The 20,461-nt window shown below is 69.7% G+C and carries 18 protein-coding genes and 2 pseudogenes; 12 read left to right on the forward strand and 8 right to left on the reverse strand.

Annotation, left to right across the window (positions count from 1 at the left end):
- Positions 1-64: 64 nt before the first annotated feature.
- The gene (locus AB0411_RS20895; protein ID WP_366418764.1) at positions 65-1,405 is read left to right on the forward strand and encodes a right-handed parallel beta-helix repeat-containing protein; all 1,341 of its coding nucleotides are present in this window, start codon (positions 65-67) and stop codon (positions 1,403-1,405) included.
- A gap of 7 nt (positions 1,406-1,412) precedes the next feature.
- Here AB0411_RS20895 and AB0411_RS20900 read toward each other — a convergent pair whose 3' ends face one another.
- On the reverse strand, positions 1,413-2,093 hold the full coding sequence (locus AB0411_RS20900) for a hypothetical protein (RefSeq protein ID WP_366418938.1): 681 nt from the start codon (positions 2,091-2,093) through the stop codon (positions 1,413-1,415).
- A gap of 301 nt (positions 2,094-2,394) precedes the next feature.
- On the reverse strand, positions 2,395-4,875 hold the full coding sequence (locus AB0411_RS20905) for an SdrD B-like domain-containing protein (RefSeq protein WP_366418939.1): 2,481 nt from the start codon (positions 4,873-4,875) through the stop codon (positions 2,395-2,397).
- Positions 4,876-5,847: 972 nt separating this feature from the next.
- On the opposite strand from AB0411_RS20905, the gene AB0411_RS20910 reads away from it, so the two are divergent.
- Entirely contained in the window at positions 5,848-7,932 is a 2,085-nt protein-coding gene (locus AB0411_RS20910; RefSeq protein ID WP_403149350.1) for a SpoIIE family protein phosphatase, read from the forward strand.
- 248 nt (positions 7,933-8,180) lie between these two features.
- On the opposite strand, the pseudogene AB0411_RS20915 reads toward AB0411_RS20910, so the two are convergent.
- The 3 genes and pseudogenes from AB0411_RS20915 to AB0411_RS20925 form a co-directional block, all read right to left on the reverse strand.
- A pseudogene (locus tag AB0411_RS20915) lies at positions 8,181-8,288 on the reverse strand (plasmid stabilization protein); the annotation flags it as partial.
- Positions 8,289-8,366: 78 nt separating this feature from the next.
- Positions 8,367-8,761 (reverse strand): annotated as a pseudogene (locus AB0411_RS20920) (transposase); the annotation flags it as partial.
- Between the two features lie 172 nt (positions 8,762-8,933).
- Positions 8,934-9,278 carry a RidA family protein gene (locus AB0411_RS20925; RefSeq protein WP_366418765.1) on the reverse strand — a complete coding sequence of 115 codons (345 nt, stop codon included), beginning with the start codon at positions 9,276-9,278 and terminating at the stop codon, positions 8,934-8,936.
- Positions 9,279-9,719: 441 nt separating this feature from the next.
- Between AB0411_RS20925 and AB0411_RS20930 the strand changes: the two genes are divergently transcribed.
- The 3 genes from AB0411_RS20930 (at position 9,720) to AB0411_RS20940 (ending at position 12,010) form a co-directional block, all read left to right on the forward strand.
- Positions 9,720-10,088 carry a peptidase inhibitor family I36 protein gene (locus AB0411_RS20930; RefSeq protein WP_366418766.1) on the forward strand — a complete coding sequence of 123 codons (369 nt, stop codon included), beginning with the start codon at positions 9,720-9,722 and terminating at the stop codon, positions 10,086-10,088.
- A 204-nt stretch (positions 10,089-10,292) separates the two neighbouring features.
- Positions 10,293-10,568 (forward strand): hypothetical protein, encoded by a 276-nt coding sequence (locus AB0411_RS20935; protein WP_366418767.1) that lies wholly within the window; start codon positions 10,293-10,295, stop codon positions 10,566-10,568.
- A 260-nt stretch (positions 10,569-10,828) separates the two neighbouring features.
- Positions 10,829-12,010: an MFS transporter gene (locus AB0411_RS20940; RefSeq protein ID WP_366418941.1), complete on the forward strand. Its 1,182-nt coding sequence runs from the start codon at positions 10,829-10,831 to the stop codon at positions 12,008-12,010.
- A 272-nt stretch (positions 12,011-12,282) separates the two neighbouring features.
- Here the strand turns inward: AB0411_RS20940 and AB0411_RS20945 are convergent, their stop codons facing one another.
- Genes AB0411_RS20945 through AB0411_RS20955 form a run of 3 tightly spaced genes read right to left on the reverse strand, consistent with a single transcriptional unit; the run spans position 12,283 to position 14,477 of the window.
- Positions 12,283-12,822, reverse strand: a complete 540-nt coding sequence (locus tag AB0411_RS20945) for a cysteine hydrolase family protein (RefSeq protein ID WP_366418768.1) — start codon at positions 12,820-12,822, stop codon at positions 12,283-12,285.
- Between the two features lie 16 nt (positions 12,823-12,838).
- Entirely contained in the window at positions 12,839-13,861 is a 1,023-nt protein-coding gene (gene ligD / locus AB0411_RS20950; protein ID WP_366418769.1) for a non-homologous end-joining DNA ligase, read from the reverse strand.
- Entirely contained in the window at positions 13,845-14,477 is a 633-nt protein-coding gene (locus AB0411_RS20955; RefSeq protein WP_366418770.1) for a DNA polymerase ligase N-terminal domain-containing protein, read from the reverse strand. The genes ligD and AB0411_RS20955 overlap by 17 nt, the downstream gene beginning before the upstream one ends.
- Positions 14,478-14,683: 206 nt before the next feature.
- Between AB0411_RS20955 and AB0411_RS20960 the strand changes: the two genes are divergently transcribed.
- The 7 genes from AB0411_RS20960 to AB0411_RS20990 all read left to right on the forward strand — a co-directional run bounded on the left by AB0411_RS20960 (position 14,684) and on the right by AB0411_RS20990 (position 20,171).
- Positions 14,684-14,926: a hypothetical protein gene (locus AB0411_RS20960; protein ID WP_366418771.1), complete on the forward strand. Its 243-nt coding sequence runs from the start codon at positions 14,684-14,686 to the stop codon at positions 14,924-14,926.
- 178 nt (positions 14,927-15,104) lie between these two features.
- The gene (locus tag AB0411_RS20965) at positions 15,105-15,611 is read left to right on the forward strand and encodes a hypothetical protein (protein WP_366418772.1); all 507 of its coding nucleotides are present in this window, start codon (positions 15,105-15,107) and stop codon (positions 15,609-15,611) included.
- Between the two features lie 214 nt (positions 15,612-15,825).
- Complete coding sequence (locus AB0411_RS20970; RefSeq protein WP_366418773.1) at positions 15,826-16,716, forward strand: SDR family oxidoreductase; 891 nt, start codon at positions 15,826-15,828, stop codon at positions 16,714-16,716.
- A 314-nt stretch (positions 16,717-17,030) separates the two neighbouring features.
- Positions 17,031-18,077, forward strand: coding sequence for an acyl-CoA dehydrogenase (locus AB0411_RS20975; RefSeq protein ID WP_403149333.1), 1,047 nt, complete (start codon positions 17,031-17,033; stop codon positions 18,075-18,077).
- Positions 18,074-18,838 (forward strand): PIG-L deacetylase family protein, encoded by a 765-nt coding sequence (locus AB0411_RS20980; protein ID WP_366418774.1) that lies wholly within the window; start codon positions 18,074-18,076, stop codon positions 18,836-18,838. Before AB0411_RS20975 ends, AB0411_RS20980 begins: the two co-directional genes overlap by 4 nt.
- Positions 18,835-19,452, forward strand: coding sequence for a class I SAM-dependent methyltransferase (locus tag AB0411_RS20985; RefSeq protein ID WP_366418775.1), 618 nt, complete (start codon positions 18,835-18,837; stop codon positions 19,450-19,452). The genes AB0411_RS20980 and AB0411_RS20985 overlap by 4 nt, the downstream gene beginning before the upstream one ends.
- On the forward strand, positions 19,449-20,171 hold the full coding sequence (locus AB0411_RS20990; protein ID WP_366418776.1) for a glycosyltransferase: 723 nt from the start codon (positions 19,449-19,451) through the stop codon (positions 20,169-20,171). Before AB0411_RS20985 ends, AB0411_RS20990 begins: the two co-directional genes overlap by 4 nt.
- The last annotated feature ends 290 nt before the right edge of the window (positions 20,172-20,461 follow it).

The following is a 20,461-nucleotide window of genomic DNA, read 5'->3' on the forward strand; positions in this document are numbered from 1 at the left end:
ATCGTGCGTGTCGGTCAATCCACCGATTGTGGCGTGGAATTGGGCGTTCTGTCAGACTGGGATCATGCCTCGATTAGCTCCTCGCGCGGTAGCGGCGGTACTGGGCACGCTGGCACTTGTGGTCGGCTGCAGCGGCGGCGACGGCGGATCGGGCAAGGGCCGGCGGCCGACCGGTGCGCATGTGACGATCCGAGTCCCTGCCGATGCCCCGACGATCTCGGATGCGGTGTCCTTGACTCGGCCCGGTGACCTGGTGCTGGTCGCGCCGGGCGTGTACCACGAGTCGGTGACGATCGACACGGCGCGCATCACTCTTCGCGGTTCGTCCCGGGACAAGGTCGTCATCGACGGGCGGTTGCAGCAGCCGAACGGTGTCGTCGTCTCGGCGCCCGGGGTGGCCGTGGAGAACCTGACCGTGAAGAACAATACGCAGAACGGCGTGCTGGTCACCGGTTCGGCGAAGGCGGCCGCCGGCCTGCCGGGGCAAAGCGGCGGCTACGACACCGGGGACGAGCCCGTCACCTTCCTGAAGTCGTTCCTGGTCTCCCACGTGACCGCGACCCGCAACGGTCTGTACGGCATCTACGCGTTCTCCGCCCAGAACGGTGTCATCGAGCACTCGTACGCGTCGGGCGGCGCCGACTCGGGGATCTACGTCGGCCAGTGCAAGCCCTGCCACATCGTGGTACGGGACAACGTCGCCGAACTCAACGCGGTCGGTTACGAAGGCACCAACGCCAGCGAGGACATGTACGTGGTCGGCAACCGCCTGGTCGGCAACCGGGTCGGGCTCACCACCAACTCCGACCACCAGGAGAAACTGCTCCCGCAGAAGGGCTCCGTCATCGCGGGCAATCTGATCGCCGCCAACCAGCAGACGACCACCCCGGAGCAGGCCGACGGCGGGTGGGGCACCGGCGCCGGCATCGACGGCGGCAGCGACAACCGGTTCATCCGCAACCGCATCGCCGACAACAGCAACGTCGGGCTGGTGATCACCGCGACCACCGACATGCCTCCGGTCGGCAATCAGATCGTGGACAACACGTTCACCGGCAACGGCGTCGACGTCGGCTGGACGTTCCCCACCGCCACACGGGGACGCGGCAACTGCCTGCGGGGCAACGATCTGCGCACCACCGTGCCCGCCCGGCTCGCGACGACTGCGGCCTGCCCGCTTCCGGCCGGGTCGTCCTCGCCGACCGGCACGTGGGCGGCGCCAACCGCACCCGGTGGCATCCCGTTCACCGAGGTCGCGGCGCCTGCTCCGCAGCCGCAGTTCACCGACGCCGCCACCGCGGGGGCCACCGCGGTCCCGCCCGTCCCGGCCCTGCCGAAGACGGAGGGCATCCGGCTGCCGCCGGTGTCCCTGCTCGCCGCGAACGCGCGGGTGCAGACGTCCTGAACAGCGGCTACCGGGTCGGGGTCGTTCCGGGTAGCGGCTTGACCGGAACGTACTTGTGGGTGTCGAAATCGATGACTACCGGCTCCGGCTGCGAACCCACACTGACGCGGACCCGGTACATGGTGCCGTCGGAGCCGATCCAGTAGCGCACATTGCCCGCCGTAGCGGAGCGGTCCGGGGAGGACGGACCGGTCATGACGTCCACCCGGCGCCCGTCCACCTGCTCCCGCCCCCTCCAAGCGGCGCCGTTCTGCGGGAGCAGTTCGGCGTTGTCCGGCCGGTCGCCGCCGAGACCGAGCGCGATGGACAGGGAGGTGTCCAGCGCGCTGCCGGACGACAGCAGCGGACGGTCGTACCAGCCCGAGCCGGGCGGCGAGGCGGGTGCGTGCGCCGGGGCGTCCGTCATCGGGCGGACGTGCGCCGAGGTCGGCGTCCACTGGACCAGCCCGTCGCTGGACTTGTCTCGCCCGGTGCCGTGCACCACGCCGTAACCGACCTTGCGCCGGTAGTCGACGGACCCGGTGACAGTCAGCCCGCCGGCAGTGCCCGGCACGATGATCGTCACCGCGCGGCCCTGCGCCTGGTAGTTGCGGAATCGCGTGATCGCCAGCCGGCTCGCCTCATCCGTCGTCAGTGGGCGCGGGCCGTCGGATCCGGAGCCGCCGTCGGCCAGCAGGAACACGGCCACCGCGACGGCCGCGATGCCGATGACGGCCGTGGCCCGGCGCGACGGCAGCCATCGGCGACGGTCAGCCGGACGACCTGGTGGGGCTTGCCGGGCTCTCACGCTCCGCACGCGGTTCGACGCTGACACTCTCCGATTCATCCTTTCGATCACCACACCGTCCGGCCGCCGCGGGCTCGCGGCAGCACTCGGCAGTCCGGTGACAGACCACGCCAAGGCCGACCCTCGTGGACCGACCGAGACGTGATCTTCCCGTCCGCGCCGTCCGGTTCGCGGACGGGAAGATCACCGTTGTGCGGTTCGTTCAGTGTTGCCGGGCGCGACGATTCCGGGTCACGAACGCGATGACCAGGCCCGCGCCCACCAGCAGACCGACGATGCCGATCATCTCCGCCAGCCCGGGCGTACCGGTGTTCGCCAGCGAACCCCCGCCGCCACCGGCCGGGGCCGGGCGGTTGGCAGGCGGCGCGGGCGACGGCGGCGTGGAGGGCGCGGGCGGCGTCGGTACGGGAGTCGGCGGCGTGGAGGCCGCGGGCGGCGTCGGTGTGGAAGTCGGCGTCGGTGTGGGTGTGGAAGTGGGTGTCGGCGTCGGGGTGGGTGTCGGCGTCGGGGTCGGCTTTTCCTTCGGGATGTACACCCCGGCGTCGATCGTGTGGTCGACCCCGCCCGGCTTGTCCGGCGCCGTGACAGACGCGGAGCCGTTGCACAACGGTCCGGTGGTCGGCGGGGTCACATTGGAGTCGTGCGCACGGTTGGCACCGGCCCGCGGGAGCGTGAACCTCAGCTCGCGCGCCGGGGGCTGCTCGGGCACGTGGCTGGTGTCCGCGGTGCACACGTCGAACTGCACCGTGTACTTCGCACCCGGTGTGAGCTGGTACTCGGCGCCGACACCACCGAAGTAGTACTCGCCGGCGGCATTGGTCCTGGTCGTGGCGACCTGTTTGCCGTCCGCGTCCAGCAGGTTGATCGTCGCCTCCGGCAGCAGCACGTGCCCCGGATCCTGGATCCCGTTGTGGTCGCCGTCGAACCACACGACGTTGCCGATCTGGATCGGCGCGTTCGCCGCCGCGTACGCGATGTCACCGAGCCCGCCGGCCTTGCCGAACCCGCCTTGTGCCTGGCTGACGAACTGGAACCCGTTGGCGGTCGGGTTGTTGCCCGGACCCTGACCGGTCGTGATGTCGTGGTACCCGGTCCCTGAGGTCGCGACGTTGACGACCGGGTCGAACTCCGTGCTGACGACCCACTGCTGCTGCGGGATATAGGCCACCGACCCCAGCGCGGTCTCCTGGTGCGCGTTGGCGTAATAGTCGCCCGGGAAGTATTCGACGACATCGGCGGCCTGGCCGCCATTGTTGGCGGGGGTGGCGTGGTTGGGGCAGCTCCCGGTGCCTTCCCACTGGTATGCACCGGTGGGAGTGGCACAGACCATGGTGATGTCACCACCGGACATGCCGTTTTCCGCCGTGTCGTTCCCCGGGCGGGGGTCCAGCCCTCCCCAACTGAGCACGTCCATGAACCGGTCACGGAAACCCAGGATCATCGAGCCGTCGCGGGCGAAGGCGAGGGAGGCCAGCTCCGGCTGCGGATCGATGAAGACGCCGCCCGCCTTCCGGTCGTCCCACGTGTCCAGACTGGTGTTCCACGGGTTCCAGTGGGTGGCCTTGTCGCCGGAGCCGAAGACGCTGCCGCGTTCGCCCGTGAGCGGGTGGCTCAGCACCGTGGTGAACCGCTTGCCGTCGTAGGTGGAGACGAAGGCTTTCAGGTCCGCGCGCTGCCGCGAGCTCTCCGCGCTGCACACGCCGCCGACGTACAGCGTGTTGTTGTGGGCCTGGAGACCGAACGGCCGCCAGTCGTCGGGGCTCGCGCACCCCGGGTCCGGGATCGGGACCGTCGACTTGGGCGCCGCGGCGGTGGCACCTGTCGCGTCGAAGCTCACCAGGCTGCGGGTCCGCAGGTTCACCGCGTACAGCGTGGAGCCGTCCTCCGACAGGGCCAGGCCACCGATGCTCTCCTTGCCCGGCACGTCGGTGAACCCGGGATCCTTGACCATGTTGGCGGTGTCGTGCCGCGTCGCCGCGGCGTCCGGCACCCGCGCGAACAGCTCCGGCGCACCCGAGCCGTTGACCGGCACCGTGTAGATCGCGCCCCCGCCCTGCGGCCCGTACGGGGCGTACCGGCGGGCGAACGCACTCTGGAACAGCCGGGTCCGGTTCTTGTCGTACGCCAACCCGAACGTGGTGCCCACCTGGGCCTGCGTGGCCAGCGTGGTCGGGCACGCCACATCGGTGGGACACGTGCCCCGGGTCTTCGTCCCGAACGCCACCAACGCCCGGTTGTCGGTCCCGTTGGCGCCGTTGTGGATCGGCACGAAGTACCGCGAGTCCGGCAGCGCGTAGTCGGCGGCATCCCACACCCCCGTCACCACCGAGGCGTTCTTTCCGCCCGAGACATCCACGAACGACGTGAAGCTGTCGAAGTGGTTCTCCGCTGTCGACGCAGGCGCCGCCTGCAGATAGCCGCTGTACGGCGCCGGGATGCTGACATCGACGCGGTACTGGCCGCCGCTCAGCACGCTCGACCGCGACACCACGACCTTTCCGGTGGCATCCGTGACGCCGGTGACAGCGTGCCCAGCAGGATCGGAGATCTTCACCTTCATGCCCCGCTGCGGCACGTCCATCGTCGTATTGATCACGCCGGTGCCGAAGAAGTCGCGCAGCACCTCAACCGTCAGCGTGCCGTCGGCGGTCGAAGCGGCGGCCGGTCCGGCCGTCGCTCCCACGGCGCCGCCTGCCAGCAATAGAACAGATAACGCGATACGCGCCGACGGCTCCACGAGCCTCCAGGCTAACCGGCGCGAGTCTCTGCCGAGTCGGTTCATGGCATCACACTCCACACTTCTCTTGTCGTGAAAACGAAGCGACCGCTTCTCGTTGACGTCCGCTTCCTGGCCCCAGGATCGGAAGCCCGTCGCGAACGCCGCGGAAAAGGAAAAGGGCGACCCACTACTGTTGCGTGGACCGCCTTTTCATGATCTTTTAGCGATATTGCGGACGAGCCGTAAGTGCCGCAGTCCAGGAAAAGCGAACGCGCGTTCAGAGCCCCGGGCAGCGCCGCCCCGCGGACAGCGTTTTTGCAGATCAATCACGGTATCCCCGCCCCCACCGCCGACCTCGCCGACCGCCATCGCGAGCAGCGCGCGATATTCTATGCACTGGAGTCTCGCCGCCACCAGCAAAACCCTGGCATCCATGGGGATCCGTTGATAATCCCCAGACCTCCAAAAATGAGGATCGGAAGAATATTCGAATAGCGGCGTGATGACTGAATCCGGTCCGCGGGTGACGTCCCGATGGCACGTCTGGGACGTACGCGTCACACAGGCGCATTGCGTGGTCGAGATGGGTCCGGTTCGCCTGCCGCATCATTGACGTGGCGTGGTAATGGGAATGCGGATCCGGACAGCAGCCCACGCATCCGGCCCGTCCGCGCCCTGGCCGACCGCAGCCGTTCGCCCATACCCGGGAATCCCCACGCAAGACCGTGGCCTACCAGGTGCGCCGCTGATTACCGGCAGTGCTCACGATGAATGATCAGGTCGGGAGAGGGACGGGAACCATCCTGGTCCAGCACGTGCGCGGTCGACCGCTCCAAGGTGGACCATGGAAGCGAAAGCACTCCATAGGTACGGAGCAGGCCACGGCTCGGCGTGCACAAAAGCCGTTGTGGTCCGGCGCATGGAAGGGGTGCCCGTGTGAGCGCAGCCGATGGGCGTCCGGCTGACACCGGCCAGCCGGAGGGGCAATCGTCGCAGCCGAGTGGGCTGATGGATCTTCTCGGCGTTGCCGCGGTGCTGTTGGACGCCGAGGGGCGGATCGTTTTGTGGAGCCCGGAGGCCGAGGATCTGTTCGGCTATACCGCTGAGGAGGCGCTCGGGAAGTACGCTGCGCCGCTGCTCGTTCACGAACAGCACTGGGACCTGATAATCAAGCTGTTTGCCGAGGTCATGGGCACCGGGGAGAGGTGGGCCGGGGCGTTCCCCATCCAGCACAAAGACGGCAGCACTCGCTTGGTGGAGTTCCGCAACATGCGGCTGCTGGACGACCGCAACGACTTCTACGCCCTTGGCCTGGCCACCGACCGGAAACGGCTTCGGGAGGTCGAACGGGAACTCGCCCTGTCCACCCGGCTGATTTCTCAGTCCCCCATCGGGTTGGCGATCCTCGATACTGATCTGCGGTACGTGGCCGTGAACCCCGCTCTGGAGCGAATGCACGGGATTCCGGCGGAAGACCATCTGGGCCGGCGCTACCGCGAGATCATGACCTCGAAGAAGTTCGAGGGGCCGGAAGCCGGGATGTGGCAGGTCCTCGAGACCGGGACCCCCATGGTCGACGAGTACACCATCGTCGGCCACACTCCCGCCGACCCGCACCTGCACGCCTGGTCGATCTCCTTGTACCGGCTAGACGATCCCCAGGGACGTGTACTTGGGGTGGCCGACCTGGTGGTGGACGTCACCGACCGCTACCGGGCGGCTACGGAGGCCGCCGAGGCCCGCCGTCGTCTGGCGCTGATCGCCGATGGTTCGGCACGCATCGGCACCACCCTGGAGGTGGAGCAGACCGCCCGCGAGCTCGTCGACGTCACCGTTCCCGAGATCGCCGACATGGCCACGGTCGATGTCCTCGACTCCGTCCTCGATGGGCACCGCCCGCCCCTGGGCGACGGCCGCGCGCTCTTCCGCGCGCTTGCGGTGCAGGCCGCCGACCCCATCGAAGCCGCCCAGGCTGCCGACCCGCCCGGCCAGATAGCTGCGTACGACGCCGACCGCCTGCCCACCGAATGCGTACGAACCGGCCGGCCGATCCTGATCTCCCATGTGGATGACGCCGCCCTGGCCCGCATTGCCCGCGACGACCGTGCCGCCACGGTGCTGGCCCGCGCCGGCGTGCACTGCTACATGCTGCTTCCGCTCACCGCTCGCGGCCAGATCCTCGGCTTTCTGGGACTGAGCCGCGCCCGCAACCCACAACCCTTCGGCGAGGACGACCTCGCCCTCGCCGGAGAGCTGGCCTCCCGCGCCGCGGTGTGCATCGACAATGCCCGTTCGCACCAGACGGTGCGCAATGCAGCCGAGACCCTTCAGCGCAGTCTGCTCCCGGATCACCCGCCGCACCTCCCCGGCCTGGAGGTCGCCTCCCGCTACCTGCCGGCACAGGCGGCCTACGAAGTCGGGGGCGACTGGTACGACGTCCTCCCGCTCGATGGTGAGAAGACCGCACTGGTCGTGGGCGATGTCATGGGCAGTGGTATCGACGCCGCCGTCACCATGGGCCGCCTGCGTACCGGCACCAGCGACTTCGCCGACCTTGGCCTCGACCCCGCCCAGGTCCTGCATCACCTCGACAAGATCACCTCAGGGCTTGAGCAGTACATAGCCACCTGCGTCTATGCCGTCTACGATCCGCACCGCGCGGAGTGCCACATCTCGACCGCAGGCCACCTGCCGCCCGTCCTGGTGCGCGAGGGCAGACACCCGGAACTGCTCGACCTGCCGACCGCCACGCCACTCGGGGTCGGCGGCGTGCCCTTCGTGACCACGACCATCCCCGTCGGCGCCGGTGACCGGCTGGTCCTGTACACCGACGGACTCGTCGAGGTCCGTCATCGCCCCATCGACGAACGCCTCAACACCCTCCTGCGCCTGCTTGACACACCCGATCGCACCCTGGCAGAGACCTGCGACCGGCTCCTTCACGAACTCCGGCTTCCCGCCGACCCGGACGATGTCGCCGTGCTCATCGCACGCATGCAACCCTTCACGCCCGACTCTTGAAATACCGCGAAGTCCGGTACACCACACCAGGCCACCCGTGGCGGCACCCGTGTTCGGGCGTCAGCAGGAAAGGCTGAGGGGGCTTTTCGCAGGGGCCGCGGTGGGGGCATGGGAGATGCTGGGAGCGTCGGCACGGCTCTACCACGCGTACGGGACACCCAGGGTTACCACAACTACCGCCGACAGAATGCCGTATGGGCCGGACGCCCGGCCCGCTTGCCGTCCGCGGGCCGGGTTCATCGCGGCGGTCAGCGGCCCACGGCCCGCCGCAGCTGCTCCTTGTTCCTGTGGGAACGGCCCTCGACGTTCTTCTTCTCGGCCTCTTCGTAGAGCTGGTCGCGGGTCGGTCCGCCCGCTGGGCACGAAGTGCCCTGCGATCAAGTCGGTGACATGACCGGACGGGCTGAAGTGCCACACGATCAATGGCCATGGCGTCAGTGTCGCCAGTGCCGTTGACACCAGTGCCGTTGACAGGGGCACGCGACTTTCGCCGGTCGTCCGCCCCAGCCCAGGCCCTTCGCACTGTGGATGCGGGCCCGCTCGCGACGCTGGGCGGCCAGCACGTCGGGGTGCCGGGCGTTCGTGTTGCGCCAGCGCGGATAGGCGTGCAGGGTCCGGGGCTTGAGGGTGTGGTTGCGGTGGTCGGAGTTGGCGACAGGGAACTACCGCAGGTGCCCGAAGTGGGCCTCGATCGGGTTGGCCCAGGACTCGTAGGGCGGGGTGGAAACACAGCTCGACCCGGTTCCTCCTAGCCCAGCGTCGGATCGTCTCGTCTTTGTGGGACGAGAGGTCGTCCAGGATGACGTAGATGGGCGCCGTCCGGGCGGGCGAATTCCTGTGGCGGGTCTGCGTCGTGGGACATGTGCTCACCCTGGCCCCGTCGGCCGCCGGCCGGGGGGACGATTACCGGATCCCGGCATACACGCGCAGGCTCGCTCCGCCCCGTCGGAGACCGTGCAAGGTCGTGTCGTGCGAGGTCGTGTCGCCGATCCTGCCCGCTGCTACTCCGGAACGACCGCCATGGCCTCGACCTCGACGAGGTACTCGGGCTGCGCCAAGCCCTGCACCCCGATCCACGAGGACGGGGGCGGGTTCTCGGTTCCGAACACGTCGACCAGGACGCGGCCGATCACATCCGCCTCGGGACCGGACTCGAAGTTCGGAAGGTACAGCCGGAGGATCTGAATGTCGTCCGGGCTGCCGCCGACCGCTTCGAGAGCGATGAACACATGCTGGAGCGCCTGGCGGAGCTGCGCCTCCCGCCCCACCGCCGTCACCTCGTGGTTGCTGTCCCACGCGACCTGCCCCGCGATGTTGACGATCTTCCCGGGCGGCGAAACCGCCACCTGGGAAAACCCCCACGGACGGCTGGGGAACAGGGCCTCGGGCTGAAACGTCGTACGCGGCACAGCACACTTCCTCGGTAGCCATCGAAGAGGCCGGAACACCACACCGGCCTCACGATGCACTCTACCCACCGGGCGACAACAGCTGGAGGCGCCGCAAGAGCTCGGCATGACTGGGCCAGGCCGCAACCTCACACACAGCTCAGATGGCCTTTCGGCAAATCCTGACGGTGACATAGAAAGGGAGGCCCGTCTGGTGTCTTGACGGCACATCGCAACAACACCGAGCGGACCGTCCGGAAGCCTTCCGCGGGGCCTTTCCGCTGGTGTGACGTCAACACGGGACGCGCGGGATTCCTCCTGGAGGCGATAGGAGCGCCTGCGGACTTCCGGGATGATCAGCGTGGAAATCGCAACTGAGTCCCTGGAGGCTTCGTGCCCGTGTTGTCGCTGTTCCGCAAAGTCGCCCTTGCCGCTGCCTCGCTCGTGCTGGCCGCCTCTCCGGCCGCCGCGGCTGCGCCGGCGCCGAAGGCAGCCGAGCCGTGTTACGTGGAGCACTTCTGCCTGTGGGGGCGCGGGCAGTTCGAAGGACCGATGGCCTCCTACACCAAGGGCAGCCGGAACGTGGCCGGTCAGGGCCTCAGGCGGGGCGGCTGGTCAGCGTGGAACCGAACCAGCGAGGCCTGGTGTCTGTGGTACAAGCCCGGTTACGCAGGCGGTGGGAAGGCGGTCGTGAAGCCGGGTGAGAAGTTGTCGACGACCTTCTACCCGTTCAAGTCGATCCTGCCGCGCAGCAACTGGAGGTGCTGACCGCCGGCTCCCGCATGTGCGAGTCGTTCAGGAGCTGCCCGGCTCAGGCGTGCCGGTGGCGCTCCTTGTCCGCGAGCGGACCGCGGCGCCTTGCTCGTCGGCAGCATACGAACACGGCGATGGGCGCAGCCGCCTTCGTCGTCGACATCCTGACCGCCCGGTTCTCCTCCTATGAAGACGTCGCGCCTCCTCACATGCCAGCGCGTGCGCGACACCATCCGGATCATGCTGGTCAACGGCGAGCCGCTCTCCTGCGCCGCCATCGCCCGTGCTGCGAGGGTGTCGACCTGGCTCGTCTATGCCGGGGGCGCCCGAGAGCACATCCAAGCGGCCATCCAGCGGCAGGGGCAGGCTCCCGTCTCCCTGGCTGTCCAAGACCACCGGGCAGGGCCCGCCAGCCCCGGCTCCGGCCGCTCGCCGATCACGTCCAGGAACTTCAGCAGGACCTGGCCGCGGCCCGCACGAGCCTGCGTCGGATGATCCCGGACGGCAATCAGCACAAGCCAACCTGAGCGGGTACTTTCGCCCCGGGGTGGATGAGCGATCCCGAGGGCCGTGCTTGATCGCTCGAGCGTCACCCCGCGCGCAGATGAATTCGGTTGCGGCGGGACCGGTGGGCCCGGTGAGGTATCTCCATGGACGGTGCCGCGGAGCAGGCGCAACGGACGAGAGCAGAAAGCGTCCGCCGGGTCACGCGACGACCGGCCCCATGGCACGGATCGGCGGTGCTCGTAGCCCTCATGCTGGCTGCCTTCACCTTCAACACCGCGGAGAACCTGCCGGTCGGCCTCCTGGAGCTCATCTCCCAAAGCCTCCGGGTGTCCGTGTCAGCGGTCGGTCTCTTGGTCACCGGCTATGGCGTGATGGTGGCCGTCGCATCCCTGCCGCTCGCCCACGCCACGCGGGCCGTCCCCCGACGCCATGTGCTCACCGGACTACTGGCCGCGCTCGTCGTGTCCAGTCTGGTTGCGGCACTGGCCACCTCCTACGGTCTGCTCCTCGCGGCGCGACTGCTGACCGCACTCGCCCAGGCACTGTTCTGGGCCGTGATGGGGCCGGTCGCGGTGGGTCTGTTCGCGCCCGAGGTCCGCGGGCGCGTGGTCGGGGCGTTGTCCATCGCCGGTTCGCTCGCCCTCGTATTCGGCGTTCCCGCAGGGACCTGGCTGGGTCAGCAGAGCGACTGGCGGGTGCCAGTCGCCATGCCGGCGGCTCTGGGGCTCATCGCGCTGGTGACGATCGCCGTTCTGCTCCCGACCTCACGTCCAGAAGAAGAGCAGGCCGCCTACGGCACAAGGCCCGATGCCCGCCGGTTCGGCACCGTGCTGGCAGCCGGGGCCTTGTCCGCCACGGGGGCGTTCACGGGGTACACCTACCTCGTGAAGTTCCTGGGCGACGTGAGCGGGTTCTCCCCCAGCACGGTCAGCGCCCTGTTCGTGGCATTCGGTGCTGCGTGTCTGGCCGGGGTGAGCATCACCGGAGCGCTGCTGGACCGCTTTCCGCAGGCCGCGCTGACCACTGCCATCGCCGTGCAGGCGGTGGGCATGATCGGCTTGTACGTGGCCGGCGCCCATCCGGTGGCAGCGGTGGTGTTCCTGGTGCTGATGGGCGGTGCGCTGGGTCCGGTGTTCATGACCACCCAGAACACGATGCTGCGTTGCGCGCCAGGCCGCACCGACTTCGCGCTCGCGGCGAACTCCGGTGCCTACAACGCCGGCATCGCGGCTGGTGCCGCGCTCGGTGGACTCGTCCTGCCGCTCGCCGACGTGCGCGGCACCTTCCTCGTCGGCGGGCTGCTGACCGTCGGGGCCTGCGCCGTGCTCCTCGGCGGGCGGCTGCTGCCGGGGAGGCCGCGTCACGCTCCTGGGGCCGGCTCTCGGTTGTCCGCCTGCGTTGACGGGACTGACCCTGCGTCCCTGAGCTAGCCACATCGTCTGACCTGGGGAGATAGGCCTGAGATCTTGATCAGCAGTGTGACCGGACCGAAGGCCGGCGAACCGCTCCACACGGGCGCCATGGCGGCACCTGCTCGGCACCCGAGGCTCAGAGCCCGTCTTTCCATGGCCCGACCGATCAGCGGTGATCGCATCCCAGCGAACCGGTGAAGATCAGGAGCGGGTGAGCAGGAGGCACGCCGGCCGGCGAGGCGGGAGCAGGAGCGCGTTCTGCGACGAGGGGCCGGAGTCGGCCGTCCGACTCAGAAAAGGTCCTCGGCGCCGGAGTCGACGATGCGGGCCTGCATGTTGCGCTCCATCATGCGCAGAGCGGCCTGCGCGAGATCCTGGTGGATGTGCGCGCAGGCGTCCTCGACGACGGTGACGCCGATGTGCCGGATATGTGCGTCGAGGGCCGAGTAGAGCACGCATTGTTCGGTGACCTGGCCGCAGAGCACGATCGTGTCGATGCCGTGCTGGCGCAGCAGATACTCCAGGGGCGTCTGGTAGAAGATCGAGTGCCGCGCCTTGACCACGAACAGCGAGTTCTCGTCCGGCCGGACCGGCTCCACCAGGTCCCGGTGCGGTCCGCTGAGCACAGCGTCCAACAGCTCGTCATGGTGTGAGCGCCACAGCCCGAAATTGTCGTTGACGTAAATGACCTCGGCATGGCTGCGCCGGGCCCGTTCGATCAACGAGGTGAGGCACGGCAGGACCGCGCGCACGGACGGCAGCAGCAGGTCGGCATCCTCGTGCTCGTAGGAGTTGAGCATGTCGATCACGACGAGTCCGGTGGTCGGCATCGCGGGCCGTCTCCGCTCAGCCGCCGGCGGGGGGCTCGCGCACCACGTCCTCGGGGCGCTTGTCGTCGCGCAGGCCGAGGAACCGAGGGTGGCGCGGCATGCCGTCGCGGGTCCACTCCGTGAAGCCGATCTGGGCGACCAGGTCGGGGCGCACCCAGTGGGCGCCGTGCTCGGGGACCGGACCGGCGAACGGGGAGCGGTCCCCTGTACGGGCGTCGAGCAGGGTACGGAGGCGGCGCAGGGTCCGCTCGTCGAAGCCGGTGCCGACCTTGCCCGCGTACCGCAGCGCGCCGCCCTCGTGGTGGCCGAGCAGCAGGACTCCGAGGCCGGTGCGGCTGCCGGCCGGTTCGGTGAATCCGCCGATGACGAGCTCCTGGCCCTGCGCGCACTTGAGTGTGAGCCAGTCCGAGGAGCGGCGGGGCAGGTAGCGGCCGGCTGCCCGCTTGGCGATCAGCCCCTCCCAGCCGCGGGCACATGCCTCGTCCAGCTCGCGGGAGCCGCCGTGGTTGCGGTGCGGGGTGAAGCGCAGCGGCCGCCGGAAGTCGAACGCCCGGCGCAGCAGGGACTTGCGGGTGCGCAGCGGCAGCCGGGTGAGGTCCCGGCCGTCCAGGCGCAGCAGGTCGAAGACGTAGTACGTCACCGCCACGCCGCTGGCGCGGGCCTGGCCGGGGTCGGTGAGCTGCATCCGCTGCTGGAGGCGGGCGAAGTCGGTGCGGCCGTGCGCGAAGGCGACGATCTCGCCGTCGACGGTGAAGTCCCGGCATCCTTGGCCGCCGAGGGCCTCGACGATCTCCGGGTAGCTGGAACCGACCTCGCGGCCGGTGCGGGACAGCAGCCGGACCCGGCCGGGCCCGCGAACGCCGAGCGTCCGCACACCGTCGAGTTTCCGCTCGAAGATCCAGCCGTCGTCGAACTCCCGCCGGTCGCTGAGCACGACCAGCATCGGGCGCGCCGCGTCCTCCGCCCCCGAAGGCGCGTCGTCCAGCAGCACCCGCTCGGCCGGCGGCAATGCCGCCAACAGCTCACCGCTCCCGCTCATCTCCGCCCCCTCCGCCCGCGGCCTCCTCCCCGGCGACGCGCCGCAGGGTCCGGCCGGAGCGGACGGACCGGGCGCGGCGGGCGTCGGGGGTGCCGCGCCGCTCGGCCCGCTCGTCGTTCTCCTTGACCAGCAGCCAGGACTCCCGCTCGCCGGCGCCACCGCGGAAACGGGTGAGCGCATAGCCGCCGTGCAGCTTGCTGCCCTCGAGCCAGAAGGCCGCGTGCCCCAGCTCCAGCGCCTCACCGAAGGTGCGGGCCTTCCCCTTCTTCCCCGGCAGCGGACGGTAGCTGCCCTCATCCCAGATGATCACCGTGCCGGCGCCGTACTCCCCCTGCGCGATGACCCCCTCGAACTCCCGGTACTCGAGCGGGTGGTCCTCGGTGGGAATTGCCAGCCGCTTGTCGTGCGGATCAGCGGACGGGCCCTTCGGCACCGACCACGATTTCCATACGTCGTCGACCTCCAGCCGGAAGTCGAAATGCAGGGTGCTGGCATCGTGGATCTGCACCACGAAACACGGCGCGTCACCGGCCGTGGCCCGTCCTCCTCGCGGCTCACGGGTCCGGTCGAAGTGCCGCTTGCCACGGTAGGTGTCCAGTCCGCTCCCACCCGTCACGATTTCCGTCCTCTCTCCGGCTCGGCCCGCCTCTCCCACTGTGGCGCGCGCTCAACGGGGGCGCACGTCCGCCGACGGAGCGTCCCGCCCTCTCGACGTCGTGCCTCCATCGACGTAGCTGCCGGGCATTCAGCCCAGCAGCCCGGGCGTCTGGGCCGGCACGGTGATCTCCTGAAAGAACCCGTCGCCGACATTGGAGGAGCCGCGTGATCGTCGAGAAGTTGCACGAAGCCGGCTTGCGTGGCGAGCACGCCCATGGTGCGGCACCGACTTCGACCGTGACCTCCCTCCTCAGCCGGGACACTCCCCTCAAGCCGGAGAAGTCCGCTGAAGTGGACCGCGCCGGCCGATGGGGAAGCTTCGTCGGTGCACGGGCACCCGTCTTCTTCGGTCCCCGGCCCGTACTGGGCCAGTACGAGAAGGACGGCGGCCCGCCGCACCGGGGCTGAGACCGCCACCGAGCTCCTCCCCGCTCGGGACGTCCTGCCGTTGTCTCCCTCCCGATATCCGGCTGCCCGGACCACAGCCCTGGCCCGGAGCCTCTCCAGCACCGCGTGCCAGCACAACACCGCGGTCGGCGCCGCTCGCAGCAGGCGATGGCAACGCGGTGCGTCAGAAAGGACGATCATGGGCGCTTCGCTCGCGGAATCGCAGATGTTCGCTGTCTACCTCAATGACCATGTGGCCGGTGCGACGGCCGGGGTGGAACTCGCCTGGCGTATGGCGCGGGAGCACCAGAGTTCGGACACCGGCACGGAGTTGAAGAACCTCGCCGCGGAGATCTCTCGGGACCGGCAGTCCCTGCTGCGGCTCATGGCCTCCCTCGGGGTTCCTGTTCGCCGGTACAAAATCTACGGAGCCTGGGCAGGGGAGAAGATCGGGCGGCTGAAGCCCAACGCCCGTGTGGTCCGTCGTTCCGGGCTCAGCACGATCGTCGAGCTGGAGGCACTGCGTCTCGGCGTCGAAGGCAAGACACTCCTGTGGCGTGCTCTCCTCGGCTGGGCGCCTGGTGAACCCCGTTTGGACACCCGACGGCTCCACGAACTCCTGGACGCAGCGCGTCAGCAGGCCGAGGCACTGGATGCCCTGCACACCAGGGCACACCAGAAGTTCATGACCGACCGGCGCAGCTGACAGAGCACGGTGGCCGACCGGGGAGTGCGTGTGCGGCCTCACCGTCCGGGACGGGTCGCGGTCCGGGACAGGGCGGGGCTGATCCTCGGCGGCGGCTTCCTCAGCGTGCGCCCTGGGCACATGAGTGCCTCTCCACCGGCACCTGCGACGCGGGCGCGGCCCTGAGCGCCGCCCACGGGCCTCGCCTTTCTCGTGTCGATGAAGGAGATCTGCAGTGGCAAGCGACGAACGAGCCGAGCAGAACCCGGTCACGAAGCACCCGCAGCCGGAGTTCGAGCAGCAGGACCAGCCCCACCCCGGGTGGACGGGGCCCATGGACCCTCCCCCTGACCACGGAGAGGAGTCCTACCGGGGCAGCGGCCTTCTGGAAGGACGCAAGGCCGTGGTGACCGGCGGGGACTCCGGCATCGGGCGGGCTGTCTGCCTGGCCTTCGCACGCGAGGGCGCGGACGTCCTGTTCACCTACCTCCCGGAAGAGGGCGGGGAAGCCGGTGAGACCTCCCGCCACATCGAGGAAGCCGGGCGTACGCCGGTGGCGGTGCCGTGCGACGTCCGCGAGGAAGTGCAGTGCGAACGACTTGTCGAGCGCGCGGTGACGGAGTTCGGCAGGATCGACATCCTCGTCAACAATGCCGCCTATCAGATGTCACAGCCCGACGGCATCAGCGCCATCACCACCGAACAGTTCGACCGCGTCGTCCGCACCAATCTCCATGGCATGTTCTGGCTGTCGAAGATGGCCCTGCCGCACATTCCCCGGGGCGGGTCGATCATCAATTCCGCCTCGGTGCAGGCATACAAGCCCAGCCCGCACCTGCTCGACTACGCGATGACCAAGGGTGCCATCGTCACCTTTACCCAAGGGCTCGCTCAGATGCTGGCCTCGGACGGCATCCGCGTCAACGCGATCGCGCCCGGCCCCGTGTGGACTCCGCTGATCCCGGCGACGCTCCCGGACACCACCACCTTCGGCAAGCAGTCACCCCTGGGGCGGCCCGCCCAGCCTGCGGAGATGGCTCCCGCCTACGTCTTCCTGGCCTCACCGCAAGCCGGCTACATCACCGCGGAGATCCTCAATGCCACTGGCGGAACACCCCTTCCTTAGGGAGCAGTGACCACCCAGCAGACAACAGACTCGCGACACCGCCACGCTCCCTGTTGCGGGCCGCACGCCACTGCCGCCCCCGGTCCGTCGGGGCGGTGTGCGTGGAGACGCTGGGCGAGGAGGGGCAGAGTGCGGCACCTTCCTGCCGCACGTTGTGCGAGCCCCGCGCGGCAGCCGGTCGGGCACATGTATCGGGAAGGGAGGGGCACACGCTGGCAGCGAGCCGGCTTCGCGATCTCATGTCACAGTACGAGAGCCGACCCGTGCCTGGGCCCTCGTCGGCTCGGCCTCTTCATTGCAGTCAAGGAGTTCGGATGTATGAGGTGACCCCTCCGCCGACCGCCGGTGGCGCAGGGCCCGATGAGGTGGACGAGGATTCAGGCCTCAGGCCGGGGGCGGCCCGCCGGGAGACCGCACGACAGTTTGCCTCCATGATCTCGGACATCGCGTCCGGGGCTCTGGAATTCCCGCTGCCCGGCTCCGGTCGGACTCGGCAACGGCTGGCGGCCTTGCGCTCCGTCGCCCAACGGGACCTCTGCCTGGCCCGACTCGTCGAAGGCCATGTCGACGCCGTGGCGATTCTCGCGGAACTCGAAGGACCGGCGCCCGGCGTCGGCGAGCGATGGGGGGTATGGGCGGCCGAGCCGCCTGGCGAGGGCGTCACCGCCACTCGGACCGAAGCGGGCTGGCGCCTGAACGGCCTCAAGCAGTACTGCTCCGGCGCCCACAGCTGCACCCATGCCCTCATCACCGCCGGCACCGAAGAAGGCCGCCGGCTGTTCGCGATCAGCACGGAGGGCCACGGCTGCCGGCCTGTGAAGGGCACATGGCAGGCCATTGGCATGGCCGGCAGCGACACCCCCGACATACGGATCACGGATCTGCCGGCCGTGCCGGTGGGAGAGGTGGAGGGGTACGTGCAGCGCCCGGGTTTCCACCACGGCGGTGTCGGTGTGGCCGCCTGCTGGTACGGCGGAGCGCTCGCGGTCGCCGAGCCGCTCCGGAGCGCGGCACGCCGCGGACCGGATCCGCACACCGACGCCCATCTGGGTGCTGTCGACGTGCAGCTCCATGCGGCCGGCGCGCTCTTGGAGAAGGCGGCGGAGGAGATCGACCAGGATCCGCTCGACAGCGGCGGAACGGCCAGAGTGCGCAGTCTGCGCGTGCGCGCGTTCGTCGAAGAGGCATGCAGCGCGGTGCTGTCCCATGTGGGCCGGGCGACGGGTGCGGCTCCCTTGTGTCACGATCTGCGTCACGCCCGCCACGCCGCCGACCTGAGCGTCTACCTTCGCCAACACCACGCCGAACGCAATCTGGCGGAACTCGGCGGCCTCGTCGCCCGCCCGGCGGAAAAGCCGTGAAGCCCCCCGGCCAGGAACCCGCGGCCGACCCGATCCAGGCTCCGGGGACCGAGGAAAGCGAGTGGCGGGCCTGGGCCGGCTGGGACGCGCTCCCGGAGCTCGTACTGCCGACGGCGGGCCGCGCCGTCGTGATCGCCGCCCACCCGGATGACGAGGTACTGGGGTTCGGCGGCTCGCTCAGCCTGCTGGCGGCCTCGGGCCTGGACCTGACGGTCATCACCGTGACCGACGGGGAGCGCTCCCATCCCGACAGCCGCGTGGAGACCCCCGAGTCCCTCGCTCGGATCCGTGCCGGGGAGACCCGCGCGGCCCTGGCCGAGCTGGGCGCGACCGGTGCCGAGATCCGCCGGCTCCATGTCCCGGACACCGAAGTCGCCCACCACGAGAACCGTGTCGCCACCGCACTCGCCGGAGTGCTGACCGGGGCGACCCTCTGTGCCGCGCCCTGGACCGGGGACGTCCACGCCGACCACGAGGCCACGGGCCGTGCGGCAGTCGCCGCCTCGGACGCCGCCGGGGTGCCCTGTCTGCTGTATCCGGTCTGGATGTGGCACTGGGCGTACCCGGGTGACCCCCGGGTGCCGTGGGCGGACGCCGCCCGCATCCCCCTGCCGCCCCCTGTGCTGGCCCGTAAGACCTCGGCGATCAGTCGCTTCACCAGCCAGATCAGCCCGCTCGGGCCCGAGCCGGGCGACGCCGCGATTCTGCCGCCGGACGAGATCGCCCATCATCTGAGGCCCGTGGAGGTGGTCTTCCGTTGAGCACCCCGGCCTCGTACTTCGAGACGATGTACCGGCACTCCCCCGACCCATGGCATCTGGCCGACCGCTGGTACGAGCACCGCAAGTACGACCTCACCCTCGCCGCCCTCCCCCGGCCGCAATACCGCCGTGCCTTCGAGCCGGCCTGCTCGGTGGGGGAGCTGACACTACGGCTCGCTGAACGGTGCGACGCGCTGCTCGCGTGTGACCGCGTCGCCTCCGCTGTCGAGACGGCGGCCCGCCGGACCGCCGGACACTCGCACGTGACGGTTGAGCAGCGCACTCTTCCCGCGCAGTGGCCCGACGGGTCGTTCGACCTCATCGTCCTGTCCGAGTTGCTCTACTACTTCGATGCCGCGGCTCTGGACGATCTGCTGCGCCGCGCGGTCGCCGCTCTCGAGCCGGGTGGCACCCTCGTCACCGTCCACTGGAACCACGCGGTGGACGAACACCTGGCCACCGGAGCGGAACTCGCTCCGGTCCTCGCGGGAATTCCCGGTCTGATCCTGACGGCCGATCACCGCGAGGACGACTTCGTGCTCCAGACCTTCGGCCGGGTCGGCCCGGACCAACGCCGACCACCGTCGCCGGCGCAGAGAGAAGGGCTGGTATGACGCCGGAGGCGATCGCGGTAGTCATCCCCGCGCACAACGAGGAGGCGCTCCTGGCTCGTGCGCTCGCCGCCGTGAACACTGCCGCGCACCACCCCGCACTGGCCGGCCTGCAGGTGATGACCGTGGTGGCGGCCGATGCCTGCGTGGACGACACGGCGAAGGTGGCCGACCGGGCGGGTGCGAGCGTGCTGCATCTGGGAGCCCAGAACCCCGGCAGTGCCCGCGCCGCCGCGGCCCGGCACGCCCTGGCCACGCTGGGCTCCCCCACCTCCGTCATGTGGATCGCCTCCACCGACGCCGACAGCATCGTGCCGCCCGACTGGCTCGCGTTCCAGCTCGACCAGGCACGCGACGGATGGGAGGCGGTGGTCGGTACGGTCACCGTGACCCGGTGGCCGCCGGTCCGCCGGCTCGCCGACCGTCACCACGAGCACTACTACGCCTCGCGCCCCGCTCGGGGAGCGCTCTGGCGCCACCCTCATGTCCACGGTGCCAACCTCGGAGTGGCGGCCGAGGCCTACCAGCAGGTCGGAGGGTTCCGTGCGCTTCCCGTGGGCGAGGACCACGCTCTTGTCAGCGCGCTCGAACAAAACGGCCATCGGGTGCTGCGGACCGCAGACTGCCCCGTGGAGACCTCGAGCCGGTTGCGCCCCCGGGCCGTTGGCGGCTTCGGGGACCACCTGGCTCAATTGGCGGCTGAAGACGGAGCGATCCATTGACGCCGAGGAGCTCCTGGGGCCGGCCCGGGCCCTTCTTGGTCGCATGAGGCAGCTCCGTCGGCCATGGTCCGGTGCAGGGCCCAGGCCCGCCCGGCGACTTGAGCGCCCTGAGGCGCTGCCCTGCCACGAGGCTTCCTGGCGGTGCCCGGCCAGCAGGCGCCGCCTATGCCTCGCGGTTGCCCAGTCGCAGCTGGATCTCCTGCTCCTGATCACCGGAGTCGAGCCGACGGTCTGGACCGCGAAGGCGGCTCCCAGACCTTCCCGCAGCCGGCCGGTCGCCCAATAGCTGC

It is taken from the genome of Streptomyces angustmyceticus (assembly GCF_040701845.1).
Lineage (GTDB): Bacteria > Actinomycetota > Actinomycetes > Streptomycetales > Streptomycetaceae > Streptomyces > Streptomyces angustmyceticus_A.